Here is a 15,557-nt window from a genome sequence, read left to right as displayed (position 1 = left end):
AAGATGAAATTTTTGCCTGGCCGCCGATTTGTTCTCAGATCTGCCAGTCTCTTTATGGCATGCAGCCTTTTTGTTGCACCGGCATGGGCAGCCCAGAGCGCAAGGGACTTTGTTAACAGCCTGGGCACACAACTGGTGACAATCGTTAATAGCCCTATTTCTCTCCCTGAAAAGAGAGAGAAAGTGCTGCCACTGCTACAAAAAAATGTCGATATTGATGCCATTGCCCGTTACTGCCTCGGTCGCTACTGGAAAGTCGCCACCCCGGAAGAGCAAAAAGAATATCTGCAGCTTTTTCATCAGACTCTGGTCGGTGCCATTACCGATAAACTTGGTGATTACCGCGGCGTCAGTTTCTCAATCGGTGCGGTGACCTCATCAGGAAATGAAGACTCCGTAGAAACCACTCTCGTCCGCCCGCAACAGCCACCTGCTAAAATGCAATGGATTGTAAGCCGGGCATCGGGCTCAGAGAAAGTCGTTGACGTCATTGGCGAAGGTGCCAGCCTGCGCATGACCCAACGCCAGGATTATGCCTCTTACATTGCCCGAAACGGCGGCAAGGTCAGCGCACTAATCAGCGCACTAAAACGCCAGATTGCCAACCACAGCGCAGCGCAGCAGTAATCTTGTAAAACAGCGACGCCTGATATTTTTCATTTAACGTATCAGGCGCGCTCTTCTTCTGTCAGAAAACGCTGGCAGGCGCGGCGCTGGCCGGAAGCTTTCATAAACCAGCATACGCTGGCCATCACGTTCAAACGTATCACACTGCCGCATCCCTATCCCTTTAAGAATGCTGCATGAGGAAAGATTACTTTCCTTAGCAACGGCGATAAGACGTTCAACACCGGCATCATGTGAAAAATTAAGCGCAGCACTCGCCGCCTCACGTGCGATTCCTCGCCCACTTGCCCAGGGGTAAAGCGAAAAGCGCAAACTAAAGCCACGACCGTCCGGACGGTCGTGCACACCGGTCATACCAACGAACCGGTTTTCTTCATGAATAGTAAAAATACCAACCTTGTGACATGCCCAGAAGGCAATATCGTCAGCCATATCCTGCTCAGCCTGCTGCCGTGTCCGTACACCACCGAGCATCTGCCCAAAAGCACTGCCATCCTGCTTCAGGCGCACCATATCTTCCATATCAGACCAGCTGACAGGCTTTAGCAGAAGTCGGCCTGTGCGCACGGTACGCGCATCAGTCATTGGGCAAGCCCTCTTTTCAGAAAAGCCTCTCCGGCATCAATACTAAAAAACACGAGCGAGCAACCGTAGCTAAAAAAAAAGCACTGACACAAGAGCGCCAGTGCTTTCAGCCTGATCAGCGCGCTATAGGGCGATATCTGATACGGCTGGGCTCTGTTGCATTTGGCCCCAGGCGGCGGCGTTTATCTTCTTCATAGGCTTCGAAGTTTCCTTCGAACCATTCAACGTGAGAATCACCTTCAAACGCAAGAATATGCGTAGCCAGACGGTCGAGGAACCAGCGGTCATGGGTGATCACCACAGCACAGCCAGGGAACTCAGCCAGAGCCTCCTCAAGTGCACGCAGAGTATCAACGTCAAGATCGTTGGTAGGTTCGTCAAGCAGCAGAACGTTACTTTCCTGGCGCAGCATTTTAGCCATATGCACGCGGTTACGCTCACCACCGGAAAGGATGCCGACCTTCTTCTGCTGGTCTGACCCTTTAAAGTTAAAGGCACCGGTATAAGCACGCGATGGCACAGCCCGTTTACCCAGATAAATCACATCAGTGCCGCCGGAGATCTCTTCCCACACTGTTTTTTCAGGGTCCAGATCATCGCGAGACTGATCAACATAACCAAGCTTAACAGTTTCACCAATTTTCAGCGAACCCGCATCTGGCTTTTCTGCGCCAATAATCATTTTAAACAGGGTCGATTTACCCGCACCGTTTGGCCCGATCACCCCAACAATGCCGCCTGGTGGCAGCTTGAAGTTAAGATTATCAATAAGCAGACGCTCACCAAAGCCTTTGCTCAGGTCTTCGGCCTCAATAACGGTGCTGCCCAGGCGCGGACCGGGCGCAATAACGATATCTGCAACGCCGTTCTGCTTCTCAGCACTCTGCGCCAGCATTTCTTCATAGCGGGCAATACGTGACTTACTTTTAGCCTGACGCGCTTTAGGGCTTGACCCAATCCACTCCTGCTCAGCAGCAAGAGCGCGCTGACGGGCACTTTCTTCTTTCTCTTCCTGAGCAAGACGTTTGCGTTTCTGCTCAAGCCATGAAGAATAATTGCCCTCGAAGGGGATGCCACGGCCACGCTCGATCTCAAGGATCCAGTTGGTCACATTATCAAGGAAGTAACGGTCATGGGTGATGACCATAACTGTGCCGCTGTAATCCTGAAGTGTTTTTTCCAGCCATGCAACGCTCTCAGCGTCAAGATGGTTGGTTGGTTCGTCAAGCAGAAGAATGTCAGGTTTCTCAAGCAGCAGACGGCACAGTGCCACACGACGGCGCTCACCACCTGAAAGTTTATCAACCGGGCTGTCGGCAGATGGGCAACGCAGTGCATCAAGCGCCATATCGAGCTTACGGTCGAGCTCCCAGCCATCGCCTGCATCAATTTTTTCCTGCAGCTCTGCCTGTTCAGCCAGCAAGGCTGTCATTTCATCATCTTCCATGGGCTCGGCAAAGCGCATGGAAATCTCGTTAAAGCGATCAACAGCTTTTTTCAGGTCACCGAAACCCTGAGCAACGTTTTCGCCAACTGTGAGAGTCGGATCGAGCTGTGGCTCCTGCTCAAGATACCCGACTTTAACACCTTCTGCAGCCCAGGCCTCACCACCATATTCTTTATCAATGCCGGCCATAATTTTCAGCAGGGTCGATTTACCCGCACCGTTAACGCCGAGAACACCGATTTTTACGCCGGGAAGGAAGGAAAGCGTAATGCCTTTAAATACTTCACGCCCACCAGGATAAGCCTTGGTCAGGTCTTTCATCACATAGACGTATTGATAAGCTGCCACGAGATGAGACTCCTCACAATGGAATAATAAATTTAGGCCGTCTGGTAAGGGACGTGAGGTTATAGAGAAACCTGCGCCCGGCAGGACTTGAACCCGCAACCTAGCCGTTATGAGCGGCCCGCTCTAACCAGTTGAGCTACGGGCGCGCAGGTGTTCTCTGATTTACGCAACCTGAGCCATTTGGCAAGAGCTGATGAGCGAATTTTCGATAAAAAGTCATCTTTTCTGTTCTGTCTTGGCAAGAAGCCTTACGCCGGATAGGGTCTGCCTTCTCTACTGACTGATAAAACCGGAGTACCCTGAGTAATGGATATTTCTAAACTTTCCCCTGGCAAAGATGTTCCCAACGACATTAACGTCGTGATCGAAATTCCTCAGGGATCATCTGTCAAATACGAAGTCGACAAAGACAGCGGCGCAGTTATTGTTGACCGCTTCCTTTTCACACCAATGGCTTACCCGACAGCTTATGGTTTCATTCCTGGCACACTGGCTGCTGATGGTGACCCGACCGATGCCCTGGTGCTGACACCGTCTAATGTTGTGCCCGGTTCTGTTATTCGTGCACGCCCGATTGGTGTACTGAAAATGGAAGACGAATCAGGTCAGGACGAAAAAATCATCTGCGTACCACATGATAAAATCTCCCCAATCTTCAGCAAAGTGCAGAGCATTGCCGACCTGCCGGAACTGACAGTGAAAGAAATCGAACATTTCTTCACTCACTACAAAGACCTTGAGCCCGGCAAATGGGTTAAAGTGACCGGCTGGGGTGACCGCAATGAAGCAGGTGCTTTCATTACCAGTGCTCTCGAAGCTGCAAAAAAATAAGCCTGACGTACTGTCACGCCTGATATAAACAGAGAAACCGGAGGCGGCCTGACATCGGGCCCCTCCGGTTTTTTAATTCTTTTTTGCAAAGAACTGTTTTCATAAACATACGGCATCCCCATCTGTCATGATATCCTGGCCTGACATAGCAGGCCGCCATCCGACAAAGGAATTGCCGCGCATGAGCAGCACCTCTCCTGCAACCACGCATAAGCGCCAGCCAGCAGTTTTTATACCCCATGGGGGCGGCCCCTGCTTTTTTATGGACTGGCCTGATGTATGGGACAAAATGGCAGAGTTCCTGCGCGGGTTCAGCCATACACTCCCTCAGAAGCCAGATGCTCTTCTGGTCGTTTCAGGACACTGGGAGACGGAAACACTCACAGTAACAGCGTCAGAAAAACCTGAGCTGATCTATGACTATTACGGCTTTCCGGAACATACCTATTCCTTACGCTACCCCGCTCCGGGCAACCCGGCACTGGCCACACAAATCTGTTCGCTTCTCAAAAATGCGGGGATTAGCGCAACATCTGACCCTGATCGCGGCCTGGACCACGGTGTTTTCATTCCGTTCATGCTGGCTTTCCCTGATGCAGACATCCCGGTTGTTGAGCTCTCCTTACGCCAGGACCTTGATCCGGCCTTTCATATTCAGGCTGGTAAGGCGCTCGCTCCGCTCAGAGACCAGAATGTACTCATTGTCAGCACAGGCATGAGCTACCATAATCTGCGTCACTTTATGACAGCCAACCCAAAGACAGATCAGGACGCGGTAGCATTTGACACATGGCTTGATAAAGCAGCCTGCCTGCCCGAAGCAGAGCGCAACAACGCCCTGATACACTGGGAGGAAGCCCCCGCTGCACGCGTCATTCATCCGCGTGAAGAACATCTGCTCCCGCTGATGGTCGCAGCAGGCGCAGCCGGAGCTGATCAGGGGGAGCGTATTTATAGCGACACAGTTCTTGGCAAAGCTCTCTCGGGTTTCCGCTTCGGATAATCTCGGGGCCTGCTCTAACGCAGGCCTCACCCCTCACAGAACAGATCAATCAGAACACTGTATTCAAAGCACACTGGGGCGACACCACAAGACTGGTATTGTGGCCGGCAAAGTAAACTGATGACCCACAGATGACGCCAAAATTGGGGCTCCAGCTGAACTCAACTGCCGGTGCAGCCAGCCAGTCACCTGACGGGCTGCCCATATTGTCAATGATACTGCCATCCTTCATGACGCCACGCACACGGCTGCCATTGCTCCAGTCACGGGCAATATCCATTGCCAGCACCCACTTCTGATTAATACCATATTCGAGAGAGAAACCTGCCGAACCAAAAAGGCCGGCGCGGGCGTTACCACGAAATCCGGGCTCTGTGCCGTAACTGCTCATACCATGCAACTGCGCTTTGTTCAGGGGCTTACGCAGCGTTGCCCACATACGCAGGCGCAACGCATGGTTACCGGGCAATGTGTAAGTGGACTGCTCAGTCAGAGCCAGGCGCAGAGTATATGTTCCAGACCCTACACCATCCTGAGTGCGGTCGATTCTCTGATAATCTCCGGTCGGAAATGCCATACCCACAAAAGCACTCAGAGCCGGAATAAAACGATCAGGATTCGCATCCAGATAACGCCACATCACATCAACCGGCAGATCAGAAAACTTGACCCCGCTGCTTGTCTGGTTCCCGTGACCGCCCCAGCGATAACTGAACGTCGGCAATGTCTGCACACTGACGTTGTCCGTGATAGAATATTTAATCATTGTAAAATTAGTGATATTTTTTGTTCGCGGATGTAACGGCCCGATATTCCCGTTACTATCAATATACCCCACAGGCTGATTGTAGGTCACATAAGGCTCAATCGCGAGGATGCCCTTTTGCGTCATAGCCCCGGAAGGAGAGACAAGAGAACCCGTATACCATTGCGGCTTCGTAACAGCCTGTACTTCAGGAGGAGCAGTTAAAGCATGTTCAGTCTCAGATGCCAGGACAGAAGAATAAGAGCTGAAACAGAGCGAAACGGTAAATGTTGTTAAAAACTTTACTGCATAACGTGCTCTATATCTGATCAATTCTGTGTCCTCCCTCTGACCGCATCTTTTTCAGCTTTTTTGCCAGTCATTCTGCTTCATTACCAGAGAAACAGGCACGGTCTTTATTATTACAGAGAATAGCACAAAAGATAAATAAAATTTCATTTTAGCAACGATAAAATGCTGAATGTTGCTTTTCAGGCAACAAAATGGACATATTGTAACAGCACCTCAAAACGATAAATTTAAAAAAATGCACAAAAACGTATTTTTTTGAAAAAAGCATATTGCCAAAGAAAAAAACAACGCTATAAAACGCGACATACCGACGCACACGAAACGACAGTGGGCGTCAGAAAATGCGGGTGTAGCTCAGTTGGTTAGAGCGCCGGCCTGTCACGCCGGAGGTCGCGGGTTCGAGCCCCGTCACTCGCGCCATTCTCTTAAAAATTTTATCAGAATGAGCGCACCATGTGACACAGAGTTGTGTCCTGGCATGTAACTTCATATCAGCATACGACTTAAGGCAGACCCGCTCTGCGGTGCCTGCCTCTGATCACATTTAATCGCTACAAACTGTTACTCAGCTTTCAAGAGCGCTTACACCGTCAAGCGTTACAGCAACGCCGTGTACGGTAGCCGCAATACGTGCAGCAGTCTGCACAGCCTGAGCACCCAGAGCTTCTCTCACAATTTTTTCGTGGCTCGTAATGCACAGCTCACAGCCATTAATCGCTGAAACAGCCAGAGACCACAGTTCAAAATCTTCTTTTTCGACCCCGGGGCGGCCAATAACACTCATACGCAGCTGTGCAGGCATTTTAGCATATTCATCACCAGCCATATGAACAAAGCGATAATAAATATTATTCATACCCATAATCGCGGCAGCAGATTTTGCTGCATTCAGCGCTTCAGGAGAAAGACGGTCAGAAAACTCAGCCGTAACAGCTTTAATCACTTCGTCATTACGCGACGCAAGGGCTGAGGCAACAAAGGTACCAGCCAGCTGCTGCGGTGTCAGCGTAACATCGTTTGCCAGAGAGCTAAGGTTAAGACGCAGGTCTTTTGCATAATCAGGAATACGATTTTTCAAAGCATCAATAGACATCAGATCCATCCCTATCAGGAAAATAAAGCAGGCAACATCAAACACTGTTTCATTGCACTGAAACAGACAGCAGCAGACTCAGTTATAAAAAAGAAAAACGGGCGCTTTGTCTGAAATCAGAAAACGCACAATGGCAGCGCAGGGCGCTTCTGCCATCAAAACCCCACCACAACAGGAAGGGATGCCAGAGGCATGCTATGCTGCCTGAGCAGCATAACACCCCCTGACGCACAAAGAAGATCAGACTTTAATAAAGTCGTCGCCTTTGTTCCAGTTACATGGGCACAGCTCATCGCTCTGCAGGCCATCAAGAATACGCACGATTTCCTGTGGGTTACGACCAACTGACAGATCGTTAACAGACACGTGGCGGATGATACCCTGCGGGTCAACAATGAAGGTCGCACGCAGAGCAACGCCTGCGTCTTTTGCCATAACGCCCGTGCCTTCTGTCAGCTCACGCTTAATGTCAGCCAGCATCGGGATTTCGAGGGTTTTGAGGTCCTCGTGGTGCAGGCGCCAGTTCAGGTGAACGAACTCGCTGTCGATAGAAACACCGTAAACAACGGCATCACGGTCAGCAAAGTCAGAAGCCTTTTTGCCGAAAGCAACGATTTCGGTCGGGCAGACGAATGTGAAATCTTTTGGCCAGAAGAAAACGATCTTCCACTTACCAGCGTCAGATTTGTCAGAAATCTGGACAAACTGCCCTTTCAGACCTTCCGGACCACCAGGAACGGCTGTCAGATCAAACTCAGGAAATTTATCACCAACTGTCAGCATAAATCTGCTCCTTTATTATACCAGATACATCAGACAACGACACAGACTGCCGTTGTGTGTGGGCTTATCTATGGCGCGATATGACAATTCATGCCAATGAATATTTTATATCCAAATCATCGACCCAGTCGATCATTACATCTCACCAGCGACCTTACCGGAGACCACATCTGTGCTTCCCCTGCCCTCTGCACAGCAACTGCGCTACCTTATTACCCTCTCAGAACTGCGCCATTTCGGGCGGGCAGCGGCGGCCTGTGCTGTAACGCAGTCTACCCTGTCAGCCGGGATTATGACACTCGAACGTCAGCTTGATGCCCGGCTTCTTGATCGTACCGTTGGTAAAAAAGTAGTGTTTACCCCCCTGGGGCAGGAGGTCGCCCGTAAAGGGCGTCAGGCCCTTGAGGCTCTTGAGGCTGTGCCACAACTTGCAGCAGCTGCCCGTACCCCGCTGACAGGCCCTCTACGCCTGGGCGTTATTCCGACAATAGGGCCTTTTCTTGTTACCCCGATGGTGCGCACAATACAGGAGCGCTTTCCTCAGATTGTGCTCTCCGTGACAGAAGATACGACTGAACGTCTCCTTGAGAAACTGAGCCTTGGCCGCCTGGACCTGCTCATCCTGGCAATGCCCTGCCTGTGCGATGGCACCGAAACCCTGCCTCTGTGGCGCGACCCCCTTCAGGTCATTATGCCTGAAGGGCATCCTCTCGCCTCAGCCAGCCACGTTTCTGCCGAACAGCTTGAAGATCAGCGTATGATTATGATGGAGGACGGTCACTGCCTGCGCGAGCAGACACTGGCCGTCTGCCGTCAGGGACGCGGATGGGATAGTTCAGACGAAAATGATGCAACATTTACGGCTACATCCCTCCATACGATGGCAGATATGGTCGCCCTTGGCCTTGGTATCGGCGTTGTGCCGACTCTGGCCATCGACAACGGCCTGCTCAGCACTCATCCGGTTATCAGCCGTCCACTCTCAGGCGGGCCGGTCTGGCGTACAATCGGCCTTGCCTGGCGGCCGCGCTCTCCGCGTTCTGCTGATTTTCATACCCTGGCGGCAGCCTTTTCAACCCTGGCTCCCGCGGCAGAATAAAAAATGAAAAACTGCCTGATGCAAAGAAAATCACTGTATAACGGCTCAAATTATTGACTCAGAGCGCCCGAAACGTTATGTGCGCACTCATCTTAATTTCAACTCATCTGGAACTGGCGGAGAAAAACAGGCCATGAAAATCAGAAACAGCCTGAAATCGGCCAAAGTGCGTGACAAAGACTGCCGTGTAGTACGTCGTCGTGGCCGGGTTTATGTTATCAACAAAAAGAACCCTCGCATGAAAGCCCGTCAGGGCTGATTTATGTTGTCTCTGGCCTTTTAAGGCTGGCAGATGAGACATGATATCCGTATAACCCGTTTTTCCATTCTATGGAGGAGCGGGTTTTTGCGTTCAGGATCTTTTATTCGCAGCGCCTCAGGGCATCTCATTAAAGGCCTACTGCTTTATACTGCACTCAGCAGCACTGCGGCTTTATGCGCATCAGCACATCATAAAAAAGCTGAACAGACATCTGAAGCCCTCCCGCCGCCCGCAGCGGCACCAGCCCATGCACCGAAAAAATCACCTGCCGATGAACTTCAGGCAGCCCTGGTGGTACAGCTGGCGCATACAACATCAGCTGATGAGGCGCATCTTATCGCTGATAAACTGGAAAGCCTTCGCTCAGCCGGCCTCTCTCCCACGACACTTCTTTTGCTGCGCCGCGCCAGAAAGGATGTCTCAGACCAGAAACCTGATGACGCCTCGGAAGACATGAACGACGCTCTGGCATTGCAGCCCGAAAAAGCTGTGTTATGGCGCTCTCGCGCGCAGATTCGTCTTGTTGCAGGTGACCTGAAGGGTGCTGTCAGTGACCTCGGCACAGCCCTGCAAAAAGACCCGGATGATGCGACCAGCTGGGCCCTGCTCAGCACGGTGGAGGAACAGCGTAAAGACGGCAAAGCCGCACTGAAAGCATGGCAAAAAGTGCTCTCGCTTAATCCGACAGCTGACAAAAACCATAAACGCCTTAATGCCCTGCATATCCTGGCTTACGGGCAGCCAACCTGATTTTCAGGCCTGACGGTTCTGAATAAGGCTCTTACGGATTTTACGACCGCGTTCTATCCGGTCAACGATATACTCTTCATCAGCCCAGCGGATAGCACGGGCCATTGCCTGTGCATCTTCAGTAAAGCGCGCCAGCATTTCCAGCAGTGCCTTGCGATTAAGCAGGAAGATATCACGCCACATGATCGGGTCAGAAGCTGCGATGCGTGTAAAATCCCGAAATCCTGATGCTGCAAAGTCCAGCACTTCAGAGCGCGTTTCATCTGCCAGATCATCGGCTGTACCACAGATTGTAAAGGCCAGCAGGTGCGGAAGGTGGCTGACAATCGCACAAACACGGTCATGGTGCGCAGGTGTCATTTCACGCAGGCGACTACCACATCGCTCCCAGAAGGTCAGAGTCGCTTCAATCGCTTCATGCGGTGTGTCTTCGAGCGGTGTCAGCAGGCACCAGCGATCTTCAAACAGGGTAGCAAAACCTGCATCAGGCCCTGAGAATTCTGTACCGGCCATAGGATGCACAGGCACATAGGCAATATCAGGCCGCAGGTAAGGCATAATCGCCTCGATGACTGAAACCTTAACCGAACCGACCTCGCTCAGAATAGCACCAGGCTTCATAGCGGGCAGAACGCTGGCTGCAACATGCCCCATAGCACCAGCAGGCACACACAAAAGCACACAATCAGCCTGAGCTGCCGCCTCAGCAGCATCGGTCGTTACTTCGTCAGCAATACCAAGCTCCTGCACACGGGCACACACCGCAGGATCAATATCAACAGCGATAGTACGACGCGCAAGCCCAGGAAATTCACGCACACGACGCAAAACTGAAGACCCGATAAGCCCGGGGCCAACAACAGCAAGAGTCTCGAAAACAGGTTCAGTCACCACCCTCACTCCTTCACGGCCGAGAAGTCAGCTTCCTCAATAACCTCTGGCTTCTGTGCTCCGTCCTTACTGGCGGGCAGCTTTCGCAGCCCACGCATTTCAAGCATCTGCCACACCAGCAACACCGGCACACCAATACTCAGCTCCCGGCCACGCCGCAAAAGGGAAAGGCCCAGGGAAACTGAAGCGTCAATACCAAAAGCATGCCCAAGAGCAATATAAGCGCCCTCCTGCACCCCGAGGTTGCCTGGCACCAGAAAGCCCATAGACAACACAGCACAGGTTACGCCTTCAATCGCAATGGCGTTCACCAGGTTAAGGTGCACTCCCAGAAAACCAGCTGTAAGCCACAGCATGCCTGCACTGCTGATCCAGCCAATAAGATGATAAAAAGCGGAGAGAGCAATACGCAACGGACGCGACCAGACGGCTTCCATACGCTGCTGCACTTCGTCTGCACTATTCAGCAGGATATCCTGCCACTGTGCAAGAATGTTACTGGTCAGCTTATTGCCCAGATGGCGAAACAGACTGCCGCCGTGCCTTTGTGTCCAGACAAAGCCTGCGGCACCCATCATCAGAAAAACCGCGCCAATGATAACAGGTATGACAAGAGGACTGTTACGCTGATGCGCAGCAAGGCACCCAACAGCCAGCAGCACAAACGCTACCTGCCCCATCACCTCAGTTGTAATATCAACAAGGTTCGCGGTTGCAGCCTCAGGCAGGTCCACTTTGCGTTTACCGGCCCCGCGCACAGAACAGGTGGCACGAATACCGATAACAAAACCGCCGAGCTGGGAAAATGGCAGACAGGATGCCGCTGCGTCCCGCACCATACGCGCACCGGTCAGCTTCAGGAAGCCAATCTCTGGCACAGCCGCGCTCCAGGCGAGCCCAAGCACACCATCAACCAGAAGCTGACACAATACCATAAGCAGAAAGCCGCCCGGACCAATGCGCATAACCGCATGCGCCACGGCACCAAAACCACTCCACGCCATAGCTGCAGTAATAACAAGTAAGCCCAGCAGGGTCAGAAAAACAGTAAGCTTCTTCACAGTACGCGCTTTAATGTCTGCCCGAAAAGCCCCCGCCGGACCTTCCAGAAACCTGTCATGAAATCATCATGAAGGAGGGCGTTAGGTATATAAGTCAGACCTATTACACCAGCACAGGGTCTGGCGCCACCTTGGATGACAGGATAAAAGAAACAAACCAGCATTTCGGGCTTAACAGCCCTGTTCTTACTTCATACCCCTGCGGGAGCCCCTTTGATGACTGCTCATACGCTTGTAACCGGCGCAACCGGTTTTGTTGGCTCAGCCGTAGCCCGCGCTCTGGTTAAACGTGGCCACTCGCTCAGGCTGATGGTGCGCAAAGGAAGCGACCGTCAGAACATTGCCGATATTCCGGCTGAACTGACAGAGGGCGACCTCTCCCGCCCGGAGAGTTTTGATCAGGCCGTCAAAGGCTGCCGCTACGTATTTCATGTTGCCGCTGATTACCGCCTGTGGGTGCCAGACCCAACACCGATGATGACCGCCAACGTTGAGGGCACACGCAAACTGATGCTGGCTGCAAAAGCAGCTGGTGCAGAGCGCATTGTCTACTGTTCCTCCGTCGCTGCTCTGGGGCTGATTGGCGATGGCACGATCAGCAATGAAAATACACCGGTGCATGAGCATAGTGTTATTGGCATTTATAAACGCTCCAAATACAGAGCTGAGCAGGAAGTGCTGCGCCTGGTACGCGACGAAAACCTGCCTGCCGTGATTGTTAACCCCTCAACACCAGTGGGACCGCGAGACATTAAGCCAACACCTACCGGACAGATGATTCTCGACTGCGCTGCCGGGCGAATGCCCGCTTATGTTGATAGTGGTGTCAATATTGTGCATGTCGATGACGTGGCCGAAGGTCACGCTCTGGCGCTCGAACGTGGTGTTATAGGCGAAAAATATATTCTTGGCGGAGAGAACTACCTGCTGCGTGACCTGTTCGCCATGGTTGCAGAGATTGCTCACGTCGCAAAACCAAAAGTCCGCCTTTCCCCCGAGGTGATATGGCCCGTTGCTATCGCTTCAGAATGGCTGTCCCGCAGCTTTGGCATTACCCCACGGGTCACCCGTGAAATGCTGGCAATGTCACGAAAAAAGATGTTTTTCTCCTCTGACAAAGCCATCGCAGAACTGGGCTATGCTCCCCGCCCCGCACGAGAAGCCGTTGAAGATGCCGTTAGCTGGTTTCGCGCACATGATATGCTGAAATAATATTTCAAATATCAGTAAAGACTCAAAAAAATATGGTAAAATCAGGAGGTTTTTTATGCCTGTTTTTACCATAAAAAATAATTAAAATTAATTTACAATAATCTGTATAATCTATAAACGATCCAAAGATATTTTTATAAAAATCAAAATGGAAATTTGTTATGAAATTTTCTGCATATATTATAGCCGCCTCATTACTTCTCGGGTCTGTTACTTCGGCTTACGCAAACGCATATGACAGCATCTCTGTCTATGCCATCGAAAAATCCCACGGATCAATCGCTACCGGGTCAAACACAGCCTATGTGAAGACCTATAATATCACCATATCTAATTTATCAGATACAGAAGCTGATTTATCCAAGATCTGCTTAAAAGCATACTCTGCCGAAAACAAAGAACTCAGACTTGATACAGTAGATGCCAACCTGGTTACTGGTTTCCTGAAAAAGGGACAACCAGCAACAGGTACGGCTATCTTTGCCTCACATGATGACATCATCTCAAAACCCGTTATCGTCAAACTCTCTGACAACTGTAATTTTGTCAGAATCTCCCGCTAACAGGCTTATTAAAATTACTCAGGGTGCTGACAACAGGGAATGGTCAGCCGCATCCCGCTCTGCCTGACACTGTGCAGCATCCACCGGAGGCTGAGTGTGCGCCATAGCGCGCAGCTCATCCTGAGCAGCTTTAAGGTCCTCCTGCAGCGAAGGTTCCCGCAGCAGAACACTCATTTGCGATGCTGCATTCAGGTAACCAGCCTCTACGTCTGACTTCCAGTGGACACCACAGACAATCCGGCTTTCACCAAAAACACGACCCCGCTGCAAAACAGGACCAGCCTTCTCAGGCAAAAGACTGGCCAGCACCAGGGCCATGCCATATCCCGCTGTTGTGTGACCAGAAGGGAACGAAGAATAAAGCCCTAAATCAGCGACTGTTGTGCATGTTGGCTGGTCAGTACCAACAAACGGACGACGACGGTGCCAAAGGTGCTTAACCTGAGATGTTCTCTCTTTAATCGCCGGGGCAACCTTATCAAAAAACGACTTCAGATGCGGAGCTTGTTTAAGATCAAGTTTATACCCAACAGCGCATGAAAAATCTTCCAGCAGGGTCGCTTTATCAAGGAGTGCATCATGCTGAGCAAGCATCCAGCGTGAGCTGCCCCGCAGGTCACGGGTTGCTTTAAATACCTGATCATCATCAGCCTGGGCTGCACTACCCGGAACAGGCGGCGGTGGCAAAACCTCACGCGCGTCAGGCAAAGACGCAGCCGGAATAACCGAACCAGCGTGCCCTGAAGAACAGGCCGACAAAGCAGCTGTAAAACTCACTACAAAACACAGAAGACCTGCGCTCTTTTTCATTTTCATCTTCTGTATCCATTACACCATCTGAGAAGGCTACGTTTCACACATCGTCTTGAAAATTTCTATCCTTTCACAAAATATTAACCATTACTCTCTTTTATAAGAACCTCAGTCAGAGACCTGAGTGCTGAACTGAGTTCAGAAAAATTTTCAGTTTTTTCATACGTTGCCTCTTTCATATATAGGCTGCGACGCATTTCGATCTGCAATGCATGAAAGCCGTTCTGCGGTCTGCCATAATGCTGCGTGATATAACCGCCAGCATAAGGCTTATTACGTGACACTCTAAACCCGGCCTGGCGCAGTTCATGTTCAGCACAGTCAGTAAAACGGGCTGCACAGCTCCGGCCATGACAGTCCCCCAGAACAAAATCAGGTGAACCCGCATCAGGCGCATCAGGCATTGAGTGAAGATCGAGCAGAAGCACTATTCCAAAGCGTGTGTGGGCCTGCCCCAGTAACTGATATAAAGCGTGATGATAAGGAAGCCAGCATGTCTGTATTCTTCGTGCGGCCTCCTCAAAAGGGATTGCCTTACGATAAATATTACAGTTACCTGCGGCGATACGCGGTACAGACCCCAGGCCAGAAAAAGCCCGTTCAGACGGTTTTACAAAGGCTGGCACCGGCCCGTCAAACATACGAGGATCCATATCCCAGGCTGCGCGGTTTGCATCGCAAAACACACGGGGAAACAGGGCATGAAGTAAGGCCGGCCCACACGCCTGAGCTTCAGCCGCCAGCTCTTCAACGTAGCTATCTTCACCGCGGCGCAACACAGATAAAGGCTGACGACTGTTACTGACAAACGCCTCAGAATAACACCGCCCGGAATGAGGAGAAGCCAGAACAACCGGTACGACAGTCTTACCCACAACGCCATATGATGCGCTGGCTTCACTATGAAATTGTTCACTGTGAGCAGGAAAAAAGGATTTCAGACCTTTACGCACAAAAAAATGGGTAAAATTTTTCATTCCTCTATCATTGTAGGGTTGCACACAGAACACAAGCAGGATAAAAGCCCCACAGGACAGGAATGGTGGGCGCATAGCTCAGCGGTAGAGCACTACCTTGACATGGTAGGGGTCGTAGGTTCAATCCCTGCTGCGCCCACCATTCCTGTCGCAGA

Annotated in this window: 17 protein-coding genes and 3 tRNA genes; 10 read left to right on the top strand and 10 right to left on the bottom strand. The window is 51.3% G+C overall.

Annotation, left to right across the window (positions count from 1 at the left end; all coding sequences use genetic code 11):
- Nucleotides 1-3 precede the first annotated feature (3 nt).
- Nucleotides 4-627: a phospholipid-binding protein MlaC gene (locus HK25_RS00370; RefSeq protein ID WP_086634921.1), complete on the top strand. Its 624-nt coding sequence runs from the start codon at nt 4-6 to the stop codon at nt 625-627.
- Nucleotides 628-660: 33 nt separating this feature from the next.
- Here HK25_RS00370 and HK25_RS00365 read toward each other — a convergent pair whose 3' ends face one another.
- The 3 genes from HK25_RS00365 to HK25_RS00355 all read right to left on the bottom strand — a co-directional run bounded on the left by HK25_RS00365 (nt 661) and on the right by HK25_RS00355 (nt 3,153).
- Nucleotides 661-1,212, bottom strand: a complete 552-nt coding sequence (locus HK25_RS00365) for a GNAT family N-acetyltransferase (RefSeq protein WP_086555202.1) — start codon at nt 1,210-1,212, stop codon at nt 661-663.
- Between the two features lie 115 nt (nt 1,213-1,327).
- Nucleotides 1,328-3,007, bottom strand: coding sequence for an energy-dependent translational throttle protein EttA (gene ettA / locus HK25_RS00360; protein WP_086555203.1), 1,680 nt, complete (start codon nt 3,005-3,007; stop codon nt 1,328-1,330).
- Nucleotides 3,008-3,079: 72 nt separating this feature from the next.
- Nucleotides 3,080-3,153: transfer RNA gene (locus HK25_RS00355), tRNA-Ile, on the bottom strand.
- A gap of 160 nt (nt 3,154-3,313) precedes the next feature.
- Between HK25_RS00355 and ppa the strand changes: the two genes are divergently transcribed.
- The gene (gene ppa / locus HK25_RS00350) at nt 3,314-3,838 is read left to right on the top strand and encodes an inorganic diphosphatase (RefSeq protein WP_086555204.1); all 525 of its coding nucleotides are present in this window, start codon (nt 3,314-3,316) and stop codon (nt 3,836-3,838) included.
- 181 nt (nt 3,839-4,019) lie between these two features.
- Complete coding sequence (locus tag HK25_RS00345) at nt 4,020-4,841, top strand: class III extradiol ring-cleavage dioxygenase (protein ID WP_086555205.1); 822 nt, start codon at nt 4,020-4,022, stop codon at nt 4,839-4,841.
- Between the two features lie 49 nt (nt 4,842-4,890).
- On the opposite strand, the gene HK25_RS00340 is transcribed toward HK25_RS00345, so the two are convergent.
- The gene (locus HK25_RS00340; RefSeq protein ID WP_233127550.1) at nt 4,891-5,835 is read right to left on the bottom strand and encodes a hypothetical protein; all 945 of its coding nucleotides are present in this window, start codon (nt 5,833-5,835) and stop codon (nt 4,891-4,893) included.
- Between the two features lie 406 nt (nt 5,836-6,241).
- Here HK25_RS00340 and HK25_RS00335 point away from each other — a divergent pair.
- Nucleotides 6,242-6,318, top strand: a tRNA-Asp gene (locus HK25_RS00335).
- Nucleotides 6,319-6,463: 145 nt separating this feature from the next.
- Here the strand turns inward: HK25_RS00335 and HK25_RS00330 are convergent.
- Complete coding sequence (locus HK25_RS00330; protein ID WP_086555206.1) at nt 6,464-6,991, bottom strand: carboxymuconolactone decarboxylase family protein; 528 nt, start codon at nt 6,989-6,991, stop codon at nt 6,464-6,466.
- Between the two features lie 240 nt (nt 6,992-7,231).
- Nucleotides 7,232-7,774: a peroxiredoxin gene (locus tag HK25_RS00325; RefSeq protein ID WP_086555207.1), complete on the bottom strand. Its 543-nt coding sequence runs from the start codon at nt 7,772-7,774 to the stop codon at nt 7,232-7,234.
- Nucleotides 7,775-7,946: 172 nt separating this feature from the next.
- Here HK25_RS00325 and HK25_RS00320 point away from each other — a divergent pair, with 172 nt between their 5' ends.
- The 3 genes from HK25_RS00320 to HK25_RS00310 all read left to right on the top strand — a co-directional run bounded on the left by HK25_RS00320 (nt 7,947) and on the right by HK25_RS00310 (nt 9,885).
- On the top strand, nt 7,947-8,873 hold the full coding sequence (locus HK25_RS00320) for a hydrogen peroxide-inducible genes activator (RefSeq protein ID WP_086634920.1): 927 nt from the start codon (nt 7,947-7,949) through the stop codon (nt 8,871-8,873).
- A 133-nt stretch (nt 8,874-9,006) separates the two neighbouring features.
- The gene (gene ykgO / locus HK25_RS00315) at nt 9,007-9,132 is read left to right on the top strand and encodes a type B 50S ribosomal protein L36 (protein ID WP_003625637.1); all 126 of its coding nucleotides are present in this window, start codon (nt 9,007-9,009) and stop codon (nt 9,130-9,132) included.
- An 87-nt stretch (nt 9,133-9,219) separates the two neighbouring features.
- Nucleotides 9,220-9,885, top strand: a complete 666-nt coding sequence (locus HK25_RS00310; protein ID WP_233127533.1) for a M48 family metallopeptidase — start codon at nt 9,220-9,222, stop codon at nt 9,883-9,885.
- A 3-nt stretch (nt 9,886-9,888) separates the two neighbouring features.
- Here the strand turns inward: HK25_RS00310 and HK25_RS00305 are convergent, their stop codons facing one another.
- Nucleotides 9,889-10,776, bottom strand: a complete 888-nt coding sequence (locus HK25_RS00305) for a prephenate dehydrogenase/arogenate dehydrogenase family protein (protein ID WP_369824719.1) — start codon at nt 10,774-10,776, stop codon at nt 9,889-9,891.
- A gap of 5 nt (nt 10,777-10,781) precedes the next feature.
- Complete coding sequence (locus tag HK25_RS00300) at nt 10,782-11,837, bottom strand: lysylphosphatidylglycerol synthase domain-containing protein (RefSeq protein WP_086555211.1); 1,056 nt, start codon at nt 11,835-11,837, stop codon at nt 10,782-10,784.
- Nucleotides 11,838-12,053: 216 nt separating this feature from the next.
- On the opposite strand from HK25_RS00300, the gene hpnA reads away from it, so the two are divergent.
- Together hpnA and HK25_RS00290 are read left to right on the top strand one after the other, a co-directional pair.
- The gene (gene hpnA, locus HK25_RS00295) at nt 12,054-13,049 is read left to right on the top strand and encodes a hopanoid-associated sugar epimerase (protein WP_086555212.1); all 996 of its coding nucleotides are present in this window, start codon (nt 12,054-12,056) and stop codon (nt 13,047-13,049) included.
- Between the two features lie 161 nt (nt 13,050-13,210).
- Nucleotides 13,211-13,612 (top strand): DUF4354 family protein, encoded by a 402-nt coding sequence (locus HK25_RS00290; RefSeq protein ID WP_086555213.1) that lies wholly within the window; start codon nt 13,211-13,213, stop codon nt 13,610-13,612.
- A gap of 18 nt (nt 13,613-13,630) precedes the next feature.
- Here HK25_RS00290 and HK25_RS00285 read toward each other — a convergent pair whose 3' ends face one another.
- The gene (locus HK25_RS00285) at nt 13,631-14,428 is read right to left on the bottom strand and encodes a phosphatase PAP2 family protein (protein ID WP_233127532.1); all 798 of its coding nucleotides are present in this window, start codon (nt 14,426-14,428) and stop codon (nt 13,631-13,633) included.
- A gap of 77 nt (nt 14,429-14,505) precedes the next feature.
- Nucleotides 14,506-15,402, bottom strand: a complete 897-nt coding sequence (locus HK25_RS00280; protein WP_086634916.1) for an N-formylglutamate amidohydrolase — start codon at nt 15,400-15,402, stop codon at nt 14,506-14,508.
- Nucleotides 15,403-15,469: 67 nt separating this feature from the next.
- Here HK25_RS00280 and HK25_RS00275 point away from each other — a divergent pair.
- Nucleotides 15,470-15,544 (top strand) — tRNA-Val (locus HK25_RS00275).
- Nucleotides 15,545-15,557 lie beyond the last annotated feature (13 nt).

Origin of the sequence: Acetobacter sp. DsW_059, from assembly GCF_002153695.1 — a bacterium.
Lineage (GTDB): Bacteria > Pseudomonadota > Alphaproteobacteria > Acetobacterales > Acetobacteraceae > Acetobacter > Acetobacter thailandicus.
This window is presented reverse-complemented; position numbering and strand designations above follow the sequence as displayed.